We start from the raw sequence: 15017 nt of genomic DNA, 5'->3' as shown, positions 1-15017 counted from the left end.
CTGTCGCCGGACCGGCCCGGACCGTCTCGCCCGGACCGTCAAGCCCGGACCGCCCGACCTGCCTGACAGAGCGTCAGCTCTGGCTATAGTGGGCAACGGCCTTGCGACGGAGGGCAGATGAAGAGCAACAGCCCGAACGGACCCACCACGTACGACCACGGCGGCGGCGTCCGCTCGCTGCGGGTGCCCATCCCGGACAACCCGCTCGGGCACACCCTCGTCCACGTCGTCGACACCGACCGGGGGCCGGTCCTGATCGACACCGGCTGGGACGATCCGGCGTCCTGGGACGCCCTGAGCGCCGGGCTGGACGCGTGCGGCGTCTCCGTCGCCGAGGTGCACGGCGTGGTGATCACCCACCACCATCCCGACCACCACGGCCTGTCCGGCCGGGTACGGGAAACCTCCGGGGCATGGGTGGCGATGCACGCGGCCGACGCCGCGATCGTCCGGCGCACCCGCGAGACCCGCCCCGAGCGCTGGTACACGTACATGGCGGACAAGCTCACGGTCGCCGGCGCACCGCCGGAGCACATCGCCCCGCTGCGCAGACCGCCCGCCCTCCGGCGCCCCTTCCCGGGGCTGGCGCCCGCCCTCCCGGACCGCGAGATCGTCCCCGGCGAGCTGCTCGCCCTGCCCGGCCGCCGCCTGCGCGCGATCTGGACGCCGGGCCACACCCCGGGCCACGTCTGCCTCCACCTGGAGGAGGACCACCCCCGCGGACTCCCCGGCCGCGGCCGCCTGTTCTCCGGCGACCACCTGCTGCCGGAGATCACCCCGCACATCGGCCTGTACGAGGACCCCGACGACGCCACGGTCACCGACCCTCTCGGCGACTACCTCGACTCGCTCGAACGGGTCGGCCGGCTCGACCCCGCCGAGATCCTCCCCGCCCACCAGCACGCCTTCACCGACGCGCCCTCCCGGGTGCGGGAACTGCTCGTCCACCACGAGGAGCGTCTCACCGGCCTGCTCGCCCTTCTCGCCACCCCGCTCACCCCCTGGCAGCTCGCGGAACGCATGGAGTGGAACAGACCCTGGGAGCAGATCGCCCACGCCTCGCGCAACATCGCGGTCTCCGAGGCCGAGGCCCATCTGCGGCGCCTGGTGAAACAGGGCCGCGCGGAAGCCGCGCCGGGGAGCGAGCCGGTGAGGTACGTCGCCGTGTAGACCGGTGGCGGACGGGTCGCGGCGCGGGACACGGGTGTGGGCGCAGGGCGCGTGACGTTCGTCGCGGTGCTGCGGTGACGTACGTCGCGCCGCGACGACCGGCGGACCGCTCCGGACGGTCCATGGAGGGCGTGTCCGGCGGCCGGTGACGGGCCGTCGCGCCGCCGGCCGACCGCCCGCCGGCCCTCGGCCGGCCGCCGATCGGCCCCCGACCGGCCGCCGGCCGGCCCCGCGGGGTACGGCCACCCCCGGCGGGCCGGGTACCTGCCGGTAGAGTGGCCGCGTCGTCATCACGCCCGTACGGGGGAAAGCCGGTGCAATCCCGGCGTCGTCCTCCTCCCGGGCCCCGGCCGCCTCGTCCCGGCAGACCCCTGTCCCGGCGGGGCGGAAGCGTCCGGCACGGGGGCGTGACCGGCTCACGTGCGTCAGCAAGCCCGCCGTCGCACGGCACCGTCCGGGTCACGGAGCCGAGCCGCCGGGATGTCCCGTGCTGCCCGGCCGCGTGACCTCCCGACCGGGAGAGGCACCCGCCGATCATGAACATCCGTCGCAGCGCCGCGACCCTGGCCGCCGCAGCCGTCGTGCTGGGTGCCGCCGTCCCCGCCGTCGCGGCGCCCCCGGCCCCCACCCCGACGGTGGCGATACCCGACGGGCTGTACGGCGCCGCCGACCCCACGTACGACGGCGTCTGGCGCCAGTCGGTGGCCCTGCTCGCGCAGCGGACCACGGGCGTCACCCCGGCGGCCGGCGCGGTGGCCTGGCTGACCGGGCAGCAGTGCGCCAACGGCGCGTTCGCCGCCTTCCGCGCGGACCCCGCCAAGGCGTGCGACGCCAAGCTGATGGTGGACACCAACAGCACGGCGGCGGCCGTCCAGGCGCTGGCCGCGCTCGGCGGCCACGAGGCCGCGACGGACAAGGCGGTCGGCTGGCTGAAGTCGGTCCAGAACGCCGACGGCGGCTGGGGGTACGCCCCCGGCGGCGCCAGCGACGCGAACTCGACCTCGGTGGTCGCGGGAGCGCTCACGGCGACCGGGCAGCAGCCCGCGCAGGTGAAGAAGGCCGGCAAGTCGCCGTACGACGCCCTCGCCGGGCTCTCCCTCCCGTGCGGCGACGCGTCCGGCGGCGGCGCGTTCGCGTACCAGCCGGACAAGAAGGGCGCCCTCGCGGCCAACGCGGACGCCACGGCCGCGGGCGTGCTCGGCGTCCTCGGCAAGGGGTTCGCGGCGCAGGCGGGCAAGCCGTCCACGGACGCCCGCACCTGCGGCGACTCCCCCAAGCCGCTCACCCCGTCCGCGCTCGCCCGCAACGGCGCGCGGTACCTCGCCTCGGCGGTCGGCGGCGCCGGCTACCTGAAGTCGGTGCTCCCCGGCGCCGAGGACCAGCCCGACTACGGCAACACCGCCGACGCCGTCGTCGCCCTCGCCGCGCAGGGGTGGACCGAGCAGGCGAAGAAGCCCCTCGCCTGGCTCCAGCAGCACTCCGCGGCCTGGGCGAAGCAGAGCGGCCCCGCCGCCTACGCCCAGCTGATCTTCGCGGCGCGTGCCATGGGCGCCGACCCCCGCCACTTCGGCGGCTCCGACCTCGTCGCCCTGCTCAACGCGACGGGCCCGGCCCCGCAGGACGAGGCGAAGGCCTCCGGAGCCGCCGCCGACGACAAGAAGGACGACAAGAGCGCCAAGAGCGACAAGGCCGACGAGAAGGACGCGTCGGATTCCGTGTTCGGCGTCTGGTGGACGGTCGGCGTCTTCCTCGTCGCCGGGGCCGGCATCGGGTTCCTCATCAGCGGCCGGAAGCGGCGTCAGCCGTGAAGCGCCGGTCCGCCGCCCTCGTTCTCGCCGCGCTGGTGCTGGTCCTGACCGGCGCGGCGCAGTCGGCGCAGGCGGCCGGGTACCGCTACTGGTCCTTCTGGGACCGGACCGCGGACGGGTGGACGTACGCCACCCAGGGCCCGTCCACCGCCCGCCCCTCCGACGGCGACGTCCAGGGCTTCCGGTTCGCGGTGAGCGCGGACTCGCAGGACGCGACCCGGCCGCGCGGCGCGGCCTCCTTCGCCGCGATCTGCGCGAAGACGCCCCCGCGGGACGGCATGAAGCGGGTGGCCCTCGTCATCGACTTCGGCACCGCGGCGGACGCCCCCGGCGGCGAGACCCCGCCCTCGCCCTCGCCGCGCACGGCGTGCGCCCGCGTCGCCTCCGGCGCGACCACGGCCGAGGCGCTCGCCGCCGTCGCCAGGCCCCTGCGCTACGACGCCAACGCCCTGCTGTGCGCGATCGCCGGGTACCCGCGTTCGGGCTGTGGCGAGCAGGTGGCGACGGACGGGACGAGCACCCGGAAACCGGCGTCGGCCGACGCGAAAGCAGGAGCGGGAGCGGGAGCGGACGGGAACGGCGGCGGCGAGGACGGCGGCCCGTCGGTGGGCCTGTACGCGGGCGCGGCGGCGGTGGCGGTGCTGGGAGCGGCCGCGGTGTGGCAGGCGCGGCGGCGCCGGAATGACTGACCGCCGCTCCCGGCCCCCGCTGCACCCCGGCGCCTGGTGGCTGTGGGCCCTCGGCCTGGGCGCCGCGGCCACCCGCACCACCAATCCGCTCCTGCTCGGCCTGCTCCTCACCGCCTCCGCGTACGTCGTGACGGTGTGCCGTCCCGACACCCCCTGGTCACGGTCCTACTCCGCGTTCCTGAAGCTGGCCCTCGCCGTCCTGGTCGTGCGTCTCGTCTTCGTGGTCGTCCTCGGCTCGCCGATCCCGGGCACGCAGGTGCTGGTCACGCTGCCCGAAGTCCCGTTGCCGCACTGGGCGCAGGGCATCCGGCTGGGCGGCGCGGTCACGGCGGAGGGTCTGCTCTTCGCCTGCTACGACGGCCTGAGGCTGGCCACGCTCCTCGTGTGCGTCGGCGCCGCGAACGCCCTGGCCTCCCCGTCGCGCCTGCTGAAGGCGCTCCCGGGCGCCCTGTACGAGACGGGCGTCGCGGTGGTCGTGGCGCTCACCTTCGCCCCGAACCTCATCGCGGACGTCCAGCGGCTGCGCGCCGCCCGCCGGCTGCGCGGCCGTCCGGATCGAGGGCTGCGCGGGCTGCTCCAGGTGGGGCTGCCGGTGCTGGAGGGCGCGCTGGAGAGGTCCGTGTCGCTGGCCGCCGCGATGGACGCGCGCGGCTACGGCCGTACCGCCGACGTCCCCGCCCCCGTCCGCCGCACGACGGCCGCCCTCACGCTGGGCGGCCTGCTCGGCGTGTGCGCGGGAACGTACGGCCTGCTCACCGCCGCCGGCGGCACCTACGGACTGCCGGTGCTGCTCGCCGGCGTGGTCGCGGCCCTCGCCGGGCTGCGGCTGGGCGGCCGCCGCTCCGCGCGCACCCGCTACCGCCCGGACCGCTGGACGCCGCGGGCCGTCCTGACCGCGGCCTCCGGCGTCGCCGTCGCGGCCCTGCTCGCCCTGGCCGCGTCCGCCGACCCGGCCGCCCTGAACCCCGGGGTGGTCCCGCTGACCGCGCCCGCCCTCCCGCTGTGGCCCGCGGCGGCCGTACTCCTCGCGCTGCTGCCCGCGTTCGTGCACAAGGAGCCGTCGTGATCCGCTTCGAGAACGTCTCCGTGACGTACGACGGCCTCGCCGAACCCACCGTCGAGGACGTCGACTTCACCGTCCCCGAGGGTGAACTCGTGCTGCTGGCCGGACCGTCGGGCGTGGGCAAGTCGACGCTGCTGGGCGCGGTGAGCGGCCTCGTGCCGCACTTCACCGGCGGGCTCCTGCGCGGCCGCGTCACGGTCGCCGGCCGCGACACCCGCACCCACAAGCCGCGTGAGCTGGCCGACGTCGTGGGGACGGTGGGCCAGGACCCGCTCTCGCACTTCGTGACGGACACCGTCGAGGACGAACTCGCCTACGGCATGGAGTCGTTGGGCCTGCCGCCCGCGGTGATGCGCCGGCGCGTCGAGGAGACCCTCGACCTGCTCGGCCTGGCCCCACTGCGCGACCGTCCCCTCACCACCCTCTCGGGAGGCCAGCAGCAACGGGTCGCGATCGGCTCCGTCCTCACCCCGCATCCCCGGGTGCTCGTCCTGGACGAGCCGACGTCCGCGCTCGACCCGGCGGCCGCGGAGGAGGTCCTCGCCGTCCTCCTGCGGCTGGTCCACGACCTCGGGACGACGGTGCTGCTGGCCGAGCACCGCCTGGAACGCGTGCTCCAGTACGCCGACCGGGTCGCCCTGCTGCCCGCACCCGGAACGCCCCCGATCCTCGGCGCGCCGGCCGACGTCATGGCCGTCTCCCCCGTGTTCCCGCCGGTGGTGGACCTGGGCAGGCTGGCGGGCTGGTCCCCGCTGCCGCTGACGGTCCGCGACGCCCGCCGCAGAGCGGCCGGCCTGCGAGAACGCCTGGCCGCACGGGACCCCCGCGAGACGCCGCAGGCGCCCCTGGCGTCGCCGGCAGGGGAGATACGCGAAGCGGCCGGAGAGCCGACGGACCACGACCACCCCGCGACGGCGGCGGCGAAGGCAGCCGCAGCGACCCCGGAGTCGGCGCCCCCCGCTGCCGCCTCGCCTGCGGACCCCCCGGCCCGCCGGCTGTTCCGCCGCTCCCGCCGCACCCCCGCCGCCCTCTCTCCCTCCGCCCCGTCCGATTCCGTGCCGTCCCTCTCCTCGCCGCCCGCGGAGGCGCGGTCGCTCGCCGTTCGGCTGGGCGGCGTCCAGGCGCTGCGCGACGTCGGCCTCACCGTCGGGCCCGGAGAGACGGTCGCCCTCATGGGACGCAACGGCGCCGGGAAGTCGACGCTGCTCAACGCCTTCGTGGGGCTCGTCGCGCCGTCCGCCGGCACGGTGCGCGTCGGCGGCGCGGTCCCGCACCGCACCTCTCCCCGCGACCTGGTCCGCCGCGTCGGCCTCGTCCCGCAGGAGCCGCGCGACCTGCTCTACGCCGACACGGTCGCCGCCGAGTGCACGGCCGCCGACCGCGACGCGCAGGCCGCACCCGGGACCTGCCGCGCCCTGGTCTCGGAACTGCTGCCCGGCATCGCGGACGACACCCACCCCCGCGATCTGTCCGAGGGGCAGCGGCTCACGCTCGCGCTGGCGGTCGTCCTGGCCGCCCGGCCGCCGCTCCTGCTGCTCGACGAGCCCACCCGCGGCCTGGACTACGCGGCCAAGGGCCGCCTGGTCGCCGTCCTGCGCGCGCTGGCCGCGGCCGGTCACGCGATCGTCCTGGCCACGCACGACGTGGAACTGGCCGCGGAGCTGGCCCACCGGGTGGTGCTGCTCGCGGAGGGCGAGGTGATCGCCGACGGTCCCACGGCGGAGGTGGTGGTCTCGTCCCCGTCCTTCGCCCCACAGGTGACCAAGATCCTCGCGCCGCAGGAGTGGCTGACGGTCGCGCAGGTGAGGCGGGCCCTGCGATGACGATTCCCCCTCGGCGTCCCCGCCCCGTGCGGCTGGGGCCCCGCTCCCTGACGGCGTTGGCACTGGTCGGGGCCGTGGGCGTGATCGCGTTCGGCTGGCCCTTCCTGGCCCCGCCGAGTTCCGCCCTGAACGCGCACGCGCAGGACGCGCCCTGGCTGTTCGCGGGCCTGCTGGTCCTGCTGGTCGCGGTCGTGACGGCGACGATCTCGGAGTCCGGGCTCGGCGCGAAGGCGGTCGCGATGCTCGGCGTGCTGGCGGCGACGGGTGCGGCGCTGCGTCCGATCGGCGCGGGGACGGCGGGCATCGAGCCCATGTTCTTCCTGATGGTGCTGAGCGGCCGGGTCCTGGGCCCGGGGTTCGGATTCGTCCTGGGCTCGGTCACGATGTTCGCGTCCGCCCTGCTCACGGGCGGGGTGGGGCCGTGGATGCCGTTCCAGATGCTGGCGATGGGCTGGTTCACGATGGGGGCGGGCCTGCTGCCGGGCCCGGAGCGGCTGCGCGGCCGGGCGGAGTCGGCGCTGCTGGCCGCGTACGGCTTCCTCGCCGCCTTCGCCTACGGCACGGCGATGAACATGGCGGGCTGGCCGTTCATGGGCGCGCTGGCCTCGGGGGTGGCGTTCGACCCGGACGGGACGGTCCCGGCGAACCTGGCCCGGTTCGTCGCGTACTGCGTGGCGACGTCGCTGGGCTGGGACCTGGGACGGGCGCTGGTGACGGTGCTGCTGACGCTCACCCTCGGCCCGGCCGTGCTCAAGGCGCTACGCAGAGCCACCCGCAGGGCGGCCTTCGAGACCGCGGTCACATTCGAGGGCCCCGGAGAGCCGGCGGAGGCGGCCCGGAAGGCCGTTGACCGGTGAACCACCCCACATGACCCACATCACCTACTAGCCTCCCTAGTCGGACAAAAACGACAGAATGCGCGCACTCATACCCGCTCTGACCTGCACATAGAGATCCAGGTCACACGCGCGGCCCTCCCTCCGAGTACGGCCACAACTAGCAAAAGGGGTCTTTGCGGACGGCGTCGAAGCCTGTTTCTCTGGATGACGTCGCAGGGCGCCGACGAGCCTCACGGCCTCGGCCCCACGGCATGCAGCCACCCACCGCACCTCACGCGGTGCGGCCCACGCACCGCGTGACTCCGGCATGCAACGCGACGACAACGTCCCCGAAGGAAAAGGTTCTCTGTGTCCGTCTCCGTCATCCGTCGCATCGCTTCCCCGAAGAAGGCCCTCACCGGCATCGCCGTGGCCGCCGCCACCGCGGGGATGGCCCTGGCCGCCGCCCCCGCGCACGCCGCGACGACGTCCTCCGCCGCCCAGGCCCAGGCGATCGCGCACAAGATGATCCCGAACGCGGCCCAGTACAAGGCCTTCTCCAACATCGTCAAGCACGAGAGCGGCTGGAACGTCAGCGCCACCAACTCCTCCTCCGGCGCCTACGGCCTCGTCCAGGCCCTGCCCGGCTCGAAGATGGCCTCGGCCGGCTCCGACTGGAAGAGCAACGCCAAGACCCAGATCAAGTGGGGTCTGGACTACATGAACTCCCGCTACGGCAGCCCCGTCGCCGCCTGGAACTTCTGGCAGGCGAACGGCTGGTACTGAGCCGAACCCCGGTGAACCACTGAGTTCCCCCCGAAAACGCGCGCTCAGCGCGCCGAGAGCGGCGGCCCCCGATCCCCGGGGCCGCCGCTTTCGGCGCTCCACGACCTCTCCGTGGTGACTTCGGCGTTTCCTCACCTCTTCGTGCTGCACTGAGCGGATGACCGGCACCCAGCACCCGACCGACCCACCGCGGGACCCGCGGGCGGCGGCCCCGCACGACGCACGCGGCCTGCGCCTGGTCCACGCCCTGCTCGCCCTGACCGCCATGAGCGGCCTGATCGACGCGGTGACCTATCTCGGGCTCGGCCATGTCTTCACCGCCAACATGACCGGCAACGTCGTCGTCCTCGGCTTCGCCGCCGCCGGGGCCCCGGGCTTCTCGGTCCCGCACACGGCGGCCTCGCTCGCCTGCTTCCTGCTGGGCGCCACGACCGGCGGCCGGATGACACGCCGCCTGACCCCGCGTTCCCGCCGCGGCCTGGCCCGGACGACGCTGGGCGCGGAGGCCCTCCTCCTGGGCGCCGCGGCGGCCGTGGCCGCCCTCACCCCGGACGACGCCCCGGTCACGGTCTACGCGATCATCGCGCTGACCGCGTTCGCCATGGGACTGCGCAACGCGACGGTCCGCAAGCTGGGGGTCCGCGGCCTCACCACGACGACCGTCGTGACGATGACCCTGACCGGACTGGCCGCCGACTCCCGCGCGGGCGACGGCACCCGCCCGCGCTCCCCGCGCCGCACGGGGTCCGTGGTCTCGATGTTCGCGGGCGCGGTCCTCGGCGCGGTCCTGGTGCTCCACCACGACCTGGCGGTCCCGCTGCTGCTGGCGGCGGCGACGTCGGCGGTCCTGGCGGTCACGATCTCCGGCAAGGACTGACCCCGACGCCGGCCCACGACGCTCCCACCCGGGCCTGCGCGCCACTCCCTCACCTCACCCCGCGTCGACCCGCAGCTCCTTCACGCCGTTGATCCAGGCGGACCGCAGCCGGCGCGGATCCTCGACCAAGCGCAGATCCGGCATGGCGTCGGCGATGGCGTTGAAGATGAGGTTGATCTCCAGCACGGCGAGGGACTTGCCGAGGCAGAAGTGCGGTCCGCCCCCGCCGAACCCGAGGTGCGGGTTCGGATCGCGGGTGACGTCGAAGTCGTCGGGCCGGTCGAACACCTCGGGATCGCGGTTGGCGGAGGCGTAGAAGATCCCGACCCGGTCGCCCTTCCTGATCAGCTTGCCGCCGAGTTCGGTGTCCTGAGTGGCGGTGCGCTGGAAGGCGACGACGGGCGTGGCCCAGCGCACGATCTCCTCGGCGGCCGTGGCGGGCCGCTCGCGCTTGTACAGCTCCCACTGCTCGGGATGGGTGAGGAAGGCGTGCATGCCGTGCGTGGTGGCGTTGCGGGTCGTCTCGTTCCCGGCGACGGCGAGCATGAGCACGAAGAACCCGAACTCGTCGGAGTTGAGGTTGCCCTCGTTCTCGGCGGCCACGAGCGTGGAGACGATGTCCTGGGCGGGGCACTTCTTCCGCTCGGCGGCCATGTCCATGGCGTACGCGAGGATCTCGGCGGCGGACTGCTGGCCGACCTCGGCCGTGATGGCGTACTCGGGATCGTCGTAGGCGATCATCTTGTTGGACCAGTCGAAGATCCTGGACCGGTCGTCCTGTGGCACGCCGATCAGTTCCGCGATGGCCTGGAGCGGCAGTTCCGAGGCGACGGACGTCACGAAGTCGAAGGAGCCGCCGCCCTGTTCGCGCGCCCGCGCGACGATGTCGGTGGCCCGCGCCCGCAGCCGCTCCTCGAGCCCCCGGATCGCCCTCGGCGTGAACCCCCGCTGCACGATCTGCCGCACCCGGGTGTGCTCGGGCGGGTCCATGTTCAGCAGGATGAAGCGCTGGGCGTCGATCGAGGCGCGCTCGATGTGCTCGTTGAAGCGGATGATCGCGGTGTTGAGGTAGGAGGAGTAGATCTCGGGGTGCGTGGACACGTACTTCACGTCGGCGTGCCGGGTCACGGCCCAGTACCCCGTGTCCTGGAAACCGGCGACGTTGCCCGACTGCGGGATCCAGCGGACCGGTTCGGCCTGTCGCAGCGCGGCGAACTCCGGCAGGGGCACGTGGTGTTGCAGCAGGTCGGGGTCGGTGAAGTCGAACCCGTCGGGAAGCGCTGGACAGGGCATCGGCGGCTCCAGCCGTCTGACGAGCCATCAGAAACAGAGTGCGGTGAAGGTAGTTCAGGACCCTTGAGGCTGCAAGACCCTTGCGGTGACGCACATCACGTCAGCAGACTGCAGGGAGCAGAACTAGAACACGTACTAGTTCCGAAGGGATCCGCACCCATGGCCGCCGAACCCGTGATCGTGGAAGCAGTCCGCACCCCCATCGGCAAGCGCGGCGGCGCGCTCGCCAACCTGCACCCCGCCTACCTCCTGGGCGAGACCTACCGCGAGGTCCTCGGCCGCACCGGCATCCCCGCCGACGCGGTCGAGCAGATCGTCGGCGGAACGGTGACCCACGCCGGCGAACAGTCCATGAACCCCGCGAGAACGGCCTGGCTGACCGTGGGCCTCCCCTACGAGACGGCGGCGACGACGGTCGACTGCCAGTGCGGCTCCTCGCAGCAGGCCTCGCACATGACGGCGAACATGATCGCGGCAGGCGTCATCGACGTCGGCATCTCATGCGGAGTCGAGGCGATGTCGCGCGTCCCGCTCGGCTCGGGCTCCAAGCACGGCCCGGGAAAACCGTTCCCCGACGAGTGGAACGTCGACCTGCCCAACCAGTTCGAGGCGGCGGAACGCATCGCCCGCAGAAGGGGCCTGAGCCGCGAGGACGTCGACGCCCTCGGCCTCCTCTCCCAGAGCCGGGCGGCAACGGCCTGGTCGGAGGAGCGCTTCAAGCGCGAGACGTTCGCGGTCCAGGTCCCGACCACGGAGGACGAGCAGGCGGCCGGCCAGGGCATGTGGCGCCTCGTCGACCGCGACGAGGGCCTGCGCGACACCTCCCTCGACGCCCTCGCGGGCCTCAAGCCGGTGATGCCGACGGCGATCCACACGGCCGGCAACTCCTCGCAGATCAGCGACGGCGCGGCGGCGATCATGTGGGCGTCGAAACGGATGGCGAAGGCCCTGAAACTGAAGCCGAGGGCGAGGATCGTTGCCCAGGCCCTCGTGGGAGCCGACCCCCACTTCCACCTGGACGGCCCCATCGACGCGACCAAAGCCGTCCTCGGCAAGGCCGGCATGACCCTCAAGGACATCGACCTCGTCGAGATCAACGAGGCGTTCGCGTCGGTGGTCCTGAGCTGGTCCCAGGTCTTCGAGGCCGACATGACCAAGGTCAACGTCAACGGCGGCGCCATCGCCCTCGGCCACCCGGTCGGCGCGACGGGCGCCCGCCTGATCACCACGGCCCTGCACGAACTGGAGCGCACCGACAAGGAGTTCGCCCTGATCACCATGTGCGCGGGCGGCGCCCTGGCGACGGGGACGATCATCCAGCGGCTGTAGTCCAGCGGACGAACTCCGAGAAGACGGCGGGCTCGACGGTAAGGACCGGGCCCGCCGGGGACTTGGAGTCGCGGATGGCGACGGTGGCGGCGCTCCGAATCTCCGCGACCTCGACGCACTCGCCGCCTTGATCACCGCTGTGGCTGGACTTACGCCACTGGATCCCCGCCAGAGTCACGTCGCTCCCCATAGCGCTCCTCCATCACTCGCCGGATCAGCTCCGCCGAATCCTTGAGGGAGAGAGCGGCAGCCCGAAGATGATCGTAACGGAGCGAACAGTCCTTGACCGCGTTCGGGTTTGCACTGGGGTCACCGCTGCCGTACCCCTCCGTATAGACAATGGCCGGATCCGCTGTGAAGCGGAAGAGCGTGAACGAGCCTTGCGTCCCGGGGTGCGCCCCGACAACGAACGGCAGCACCTGGACGTTGATCCGGGGGTTGCCTTCGAACGACAACAGGTGAGCGAGTTGCTGCCGCATGACAGCCGGTCCGCCGATCTCCTGCCGCAGCACGGCCTCGCTCAGGACCAGCCAGAAGACGGGCGGCTCCCCCTTCTCGAAGATGCGCTGACGGGCGAGCCGGACGGCGGTGCGGTCGTCGAGGTCGTCCTTGTCGAAGACCCCGAGGATGGCCCTCGCATACGCAGGAGTCTGCAGCAGGCCGTGCACCAGGTGGGTTTGGAAGGTGCAGATCTCGGAGGCCCGCGCCTCCAGCTCGGCCACTTCCCGGAACCATGCCGGAAGTTGACTGCGCAGGACGAGTTCGACGAGCCGGGAGAACAGCCCACCGGTGCCGAGGGCGGCGTCCACCCGTTCGCTGAACTCGGGGGTGGGCACCTTCCGGGCGGTCTCGACCTGCCCAACCAGCGACCCCGTGTAATTGAGGATGTCCCCGAGCTGCCGCTGTGTGAGGCCGGCGGCCTCTCGCAACCGCCGCAGCTCGAACCCGTAGTAGTCGAGCGGTGAGGCTCCGGGGTCGAGGACGTTCACATGGGTCACGCAGGGCACCTCTCTCACGCGGCCACTCGTTGCATTCAACCTGTAGCCCAGAGTAGTTGCGTGAGGTCACCCTCGTAGCGTGAACGGATACTTCCCCTCGATCTACGCGTCCCCGGTCCCCACGCAGTACCGGATGACCCTGACGGTCGACGCCCACTCCGCCCACCACATCCGCAGCATCGCCCGCAGGTTCCTGACGGACTGGGCACTGGAGGAACTGACGGACACGGTGGAACTGGCACTGACGGAACTGATCGCCAACGTGGTCCGCCACGTCCCGGACCGCCGCTGCACACTGCTGCTCTTGAAACATGGATCGGGAGTACGGGCAGAGGTGACAGACGCCTACGGCCAACTGCCGCCCGCTCCGCAGACGTTGCAGCCGGAGTCGGAGAGCGGCCGAGGCCTGCTCCTCCTGAACGCCCTGGTCGACAAGTGGGGAGTGACTCCGACCCCGGAGGGCGGCAAAACGGTGTGGTTCGAGCACGCCACTCCGCAGGCGCAGGACAGCAACCCCTGAGGACTGCGGGCAGCCACGCTTCGATGAGGGTCAGCGTGTCGGCCAGGAAGCCGGCAGTCCTCGGCGTCCCATCAGCAAGGTGGCGCAGTACGACGTCACCGAGTCTGTGCGCGTCAATGTCGTGACTCGCGGCCCGCAGCCCCGGTCTACGGCAGGAGTGTCAGCGCGGGGACGTGGGCGGCTTTGACGACGCTGAAGTGCCGCCGGTCGAGGGTGGCCACCCGATCCGCGCCGAAGCGCTCGGCCACCGCGATGACGGAGGCGTCGACCCCGCCGAGCGGGAAGTCGGCGTACTGGAGGACCAGCTCACCCATACGCGTGAGGTCGGCGGGAGTGAGGTGGACCAGTTCGAAGGTTCCCCGTGCGACCTCGGCGAGAAACGCCGCTTCGACCTGGGGCCAGCGTTCCAACAGCCAGCAGACTTCGGTCATGACCGGGCTGGGCAGCAGACGGCGGCCGGTCAGTGACGTCAGCAGGGAGGCGCACTCCGGGTGACGCCGGTCGGCCGCGTTGAACGCCGCGGCCAGGGGTCCGGTGTCCAGGACCGTAGCGATCACTCCGAGTCGCCGAAGCGCTCGCGCATCCGCTCGCGGATGTAGTCGTCGTGCCGTTCAGCAAGATCCTCTGGGCCGTTCACGCTGCCGATCAGAGCCAGAAGCCCGGCCGGGACCGACTCCTCGCCCTCGCTCGCTTCGGCTGCCGGCAGTGACTGGGCCACCTGGGACAGTTCCTCATCCTGGGTGACGAGCAGGCGCAGGCGTCGCACCTGGGCCGGGGTGAGCCGGTCCACCAGGTGGTGCATGTCCTCGTAGTCGTATGCAGCGGTCACCCCAGCAGTCTAGGACGGCGTAGCAGCCTCGGACAGCTGGATCCACAGGGACTCACCCCCGCCGCCGTGCAGGCAGTCACGCTGGGACTGCCAGGAACCTGACCAGCCTGGCACTACCCCGCCTGCCCGTTTGCCGGGGAGGGCGGTTCTCGGGCGTCGGGCGGTGCCAGTGCGGCAGCGCGGAGGCCGGGAGGGGAAGGACCGCCGACGGCGGACCGGCGAGGCATCGCTACCCGCTGAAGGCGGGGCCGCCCACCGCTCCCGATGAGGCCGCGCGACGGACGCAAAGGGTCGGCCCCCGGGTCGCCCTGCGCCTGCGCACGGCTGCGGTCGTAGACGACAACGGTCTTCTGCCAGGAGCCGACCCCCGGCTATCCCAGCGAGCTGCCGCGTCGGCTCGACCAGCGTCACTCAGCGTGGAGCTGCATCAACATCTCCAGAGAATGTCCGAGAAGTCAGACATATGCGATTCGGCGGCGTATCTCACGGTGCGGCGACAGAGACTAGGGCGAACATAGTCCCGCCTGCACAACAATACGTGTGCAGACCAGGCCGCTTTTGCACGCAAGTTTTGCTGGTCAGCAGGTGATTTAACAGCCCCCGAATGTTCGCCCTCGTTCGCCGGAGTCTGCTGGTGTTGCCCTCAATACTGCCGTCGGCGGCCCATCCACATCAATTGACAAATTCCGGGGAAAGCCAGAACGAATTCAGCATGGCCCCGTTTAGGCCCAGGTGGACGCCATCAGCGATCTCCACCAATTTCTCCGGCAGTTGCCGATCGCTCACTACTCGAACCAAGCAGGAACTCTCATCGAACAGCACTTTCCAGTCTGATCGCGCGATCGATACCGAAATACCTGCCTCAAGTGGCGAGTCATCCAGCTCCACAACCACTCTGCCACTCACAGAGACCGGGAGCTCCAATTCTTCCCGCCGCCACGACTCCTTCGGCAGATAACCCCATACATAGAGGGCGCACCCGGTGTCCACCGCGACCTCCAATTGAAGAGTGTC

16 protein-coding genes are annotated in these 15017 nt (G+C 72.3%); 10 read left to right on the top strand and 6 right to left on the bottom strand.

Features of this window, described 5'->3' with window-relative positions; all coding sequences use genetic code 11:
* Nucleotides 1-117: 117 nt before the first annotated feature.
* The 8 genes from ACGFSH_RS03445 to ACGFSH_RS03410 all read left to right on the top strand — a co-directional run bounded on the left by ACGFSH_RS03445 (nucleotide 118) and on the right by ACGFSH_RS03410 (nucleotide 9034).
* Nucleotides 118-1170, top strand: a complete 1053-nt coding sequence (locus ACGFSH_RS03445) for an MBL fold metallo-hydrolase (RefSeq protein WP_393344510.1) — start codon at nucleotides 118-120, stop codon at nucleotides 1168-1170.
* A 536-nt stretch (nucleotides 1171-1706) separates the two neighbouring features.
* The gene (locus ACGFSH_RS03440) at nucleotides 1707-2978 is read left to right on the top strand and encodes a prenyltransferase/squalene oxidase repeat-containing protein (RefSeq protein ID WP_393344508.1); all 1272 of its coding nucleotides are present in this window, start codon (nucleotides 1707-1709) and stop codon (nucleotides 2976-2978) included.
* Complete coding sequence (locus tag ACGFSH_RS03435) at nucleotides 2975-3667, top strand: SCO2322 family protein (protein ID WP_393344506.1); 693 nt, start codon at nucleotides 2975-2977, stop codon at nucleotides 3665-3667. The genes ACGFSH_RS03440 and ACGFSH_RS03435 overlap by 4 nt, the downstream gene beginning before the upstream one ends.
* Nucleotides 3660-4733 (top strand): energy-coupling factor transporter transmembrane component T, encoded by a 1074-nt coding sequence (locus ACGFSH_RS03430; RefSeq protein WP_393344504.1) that lies wholly within the window; start codon nucleotides 3660-3662, stop codon nucleotides 4731-4733. The genes ACGFSH_RS03435 and ACGFSH_RS03430 overlap by 8 nt, the downstream gene beginning before the upstream one ends.
* Nucleotides 4730-6553 (top strand): ABC transporter ATP-binding protein, encoded by a 1824-nt coding sequence (locus ACGFSH_RS03425; protein WP_393344502.1) that lies wholly within the window; start codon nucleotides 4730-4732, stop codon nucleotides 6551-6553. Before ACGFSH_RS03430 ends, ACGFSH_RS03425 begins: the two co-directional genes overlap by 4 nt.
* The gene (locus tag ACGFSH_RS03420; protein ID WP_393344500.1) at nucleotides 6550-7410 is read left to right on the top strand and encodes an ECF transporter S component; all 861 of its coding nucleotides are present in this window, start codon (nucleotides 6550-6552) and stop codon (nucleotides 7408-7410) included. The genes ACGFSH_RS03425 and ACGFSH_RS03420 overlap by 4 nt, the downstream gene beginning before the upstream one ends.
* 330 nt (nucleotides 7411-7740) lie before the next feature.
* Nucleotides 7741-8157 (top strand): transglycosylase SLT domain-containing protein, encoded by a 417-nt coding sequence (locus ACGFSH_RS03415; RefSeq protein WP_393344498.1) that lies wholly within the window; start codon nucleotides 7741-7743, stop codon nucleotides 8155-8157.
* A 157-nt stretch (nucleotides 8158-8314) separates the two neighbouring features.
* Nucleotides 8315-9034 carry a YoaK family protein gene (locus ACGFSH_RS03410; protein WP_393344496.1) on the top strand — a complete coding sequence of 240 codons (720 nt, stop codon included), beginning with the start codon at nucleotides 8315-8317 and terminating at the stop codon, nucleotides 9032-9034.
* 54 nt (nucleotides 9035-9088) lie between these two features.
* On the opposite strand, the gene ACGFSH_RS03405 is transcribed toward ACGFSH_RS03410, so the two are convergent.
* Nucleotides 9089-10327 (bottom strand): cytochrome P450, encoded by a 1239-nt coding sequence (locus ACGFSH_RS03405; protein WP_393344494.1) that lies wholly within the window; start codon nucleotides 10325-10327, stop codon nucleotides 9089-9091.
* Nucleotides 10328-10486: 159 nt separating this feature from the next.
* On the opposite strand from ACGFSH_RS03405, the gene ACGFSH_RS03400 reads away from it, so the two are divergent.
* Nucleotides 10487-11656 carry a steroid 3-ketoacyl-CoA thiolase gene (locus tag ACGFSH_RS03400; RefSeq protein ID WP_393344492.1) on the top strand — a complete coding sequence of 390 codons (1170 nt, stop codon included), beginning with the start codon at nucleotides 10487-10489 and terminating at the stop codon, nucleotides 11654-11656.
* Here ACGFSH_RS03400 and ACGFSH_RS03395 read toward each other — a convergent pair.
* Together ACGFSH_RS03395 and ACGFSH_RS03390 are read right to left on the bottom strand one after the other, a co-directional pair.
* Nucleotides 11640-11846 carry a DUF397 domain-containing protein gene (locus ACGFSH_RS03395; protein ID WP_393344490.1) on the bottom strand — a complete coding sequence of 69 codons (207 nt, stop codon included), beginning with the start codon at nucleotides 11844-11846 and terminating at the stop codon, nucleotides 11640-11642. The genes ACGFSH_RS03400 and ACGFSH_RS03395 overlap by 17 nt on opposite strands.
* Nucleotides 11806-12654 (bottom strand): helix-turn-helix domain-containing protein, encoded by an 849-nt coding sequence (locus ACGFSH_RS03390; RefSeq protein ID WP_393344488.1) that lies wholly within the window; start codon nucleotides 12652-12654, stop codon nucleotides 11806-11808. The genes ACGFSH_RS03395 and ACGFSH_RS03390 overlap by 41 nt, the downstream gene beginning before the upstream one ends.
* A 79-nt stretch (nucleotides 12655-12733) precedes the next feature.
* Between ACGFSH_RS03390 and ACGFSH_RS03385 the strand changes: the two genes are divergently transcribed.
* The gene (locus ACGFSH_RS03385) at nucleotides 12734-13174 is read left to right on the top strand and encodes an ATP-binding protein (RefSeq protein WP_393344486.1); all 441 of its coding nucleotides are present in this window, start codon (nucleotides 12734-12736) and stop codon (nucleotides 13172-13174) included.
* Nucleotides 13175-13320: 146 nt separating this feature from the next.
* Here ACGFSH_RS03385 and ACGFSH_RS03380 read toward each other — a convergent pair whose 3' ends face one another.
* The 3 genes from ACGFSH_RS03380 to ACGFSH_RS03370 form a co-directional block, all read right to left on the bottom strand.
* Entirely contained in the window at nucleotides 13321-13731 is a 411-nt protein-coding gene (locus ACGFSH_RS03380; RefSeq protein WP_393344484.1) for a type II toxin-antitoxin system VapC family toxin, read from the bottom strand.
* A complete protein-coding gene (locus ACGFSH_RS03375) occupies nucleotides 13728-14003 on the bottom strand; it encodes a hypothetical protein (RefSeq protein ID WP_393344482.1) in 276 nt (91 codons plus the stop codon). The genes ACGFSH_RS03380 and ACGFSH_RS03375 overlap by 4 nt, the downstream gene beginning before the upstream one ends.
* A gap of 672 nt (nucleotides 14004-14675) precedes the next feature.
* Nucleotides 14676-15005, bottom strand: coding sequence for a hypothetical protein (locus ACGFSH_RS03370; RefSeq protein ID WP_393344480.1), 330 nt, complete (start codon nucleotides 15003-15005; stop codon nucleotides 14676-14678).
* Between the last annotated feature and the right edge of the window lie 12 nt (nucleotides 15006-15017).

Origin of the sequence: Streptomyces sp. NPDC048481 (assembly GCF_043200075.1) — a bacterium.
Classification (GTDB): domain Bacteria; phylum Actinomycetota; class Actinomycetes; order Streptomycetales; family Streptomycetaceae; genus Streptomyces.
This window is presented reverse-complemented; position numbering and strand designations above follow the sequence as displayed.

Bases quoted from the DNA above. Each gene is read 5' to 3' on its own strand.
- ACGFSH_RS03405 (WP_393344494.1), bottom strand. From the start codon at position 10,327: ATGCCCTGTCCAGCGCTTCCCGACGGGTTCGACTTCACCGACCCCGAC.
- ACGFSH_RS03400 (WP_393344492.1), top strand. From the start codon at position 10,487: ATGGCCGCCGAACCCGTGATCGTGGAAGCAGTCCGCACCCCCATCGGC.
- ACGFSH_RS03410 (WP_393344496.1), top strand. From the start codon at position 8,315: ATGACCGGCACCCAGCACCCGACCGACCCACCGCGGGACCCGCGGGCG.
- ACGFSH_RS03420 (WP_393344500.1), top strand. From the start codon at position 6,550: ATGACGATTCCCCCTCGGCGTCCCCGCCCCGTGCGGCTGGGGCCCCGC.
- ACGFSH_RS03445 (WP_393344510.1), top strand. From the start codon at position 118: ATGAAGAGCAACAGCCCGAACGGACCCACCACGTACGACCACGGCGGC.
- ACGFSH_RS03430 (WP_393344504.1), top strand. From the start codon at position 3,660: ATGACTGACCGCCGCTCCCGGCCCCCGCTGCACCCCGGCGCCTGGTGG.
- ACGFSH_RS03395 (WP_393344490.1), bottom strand. From the start codon at position 11,846: ATGGGGAGCGACGTGACTCTGGCGGGGATCCAGTGGCGTAAGTCCAGC.
- ACGFSH_RS03440 (WP_393344508.1), top strand. From the start codon at position 1,707: ATGAACATCCGTCGCAGCGCCGCGACCCTGGCCGCCGCAGCCGTCGTG.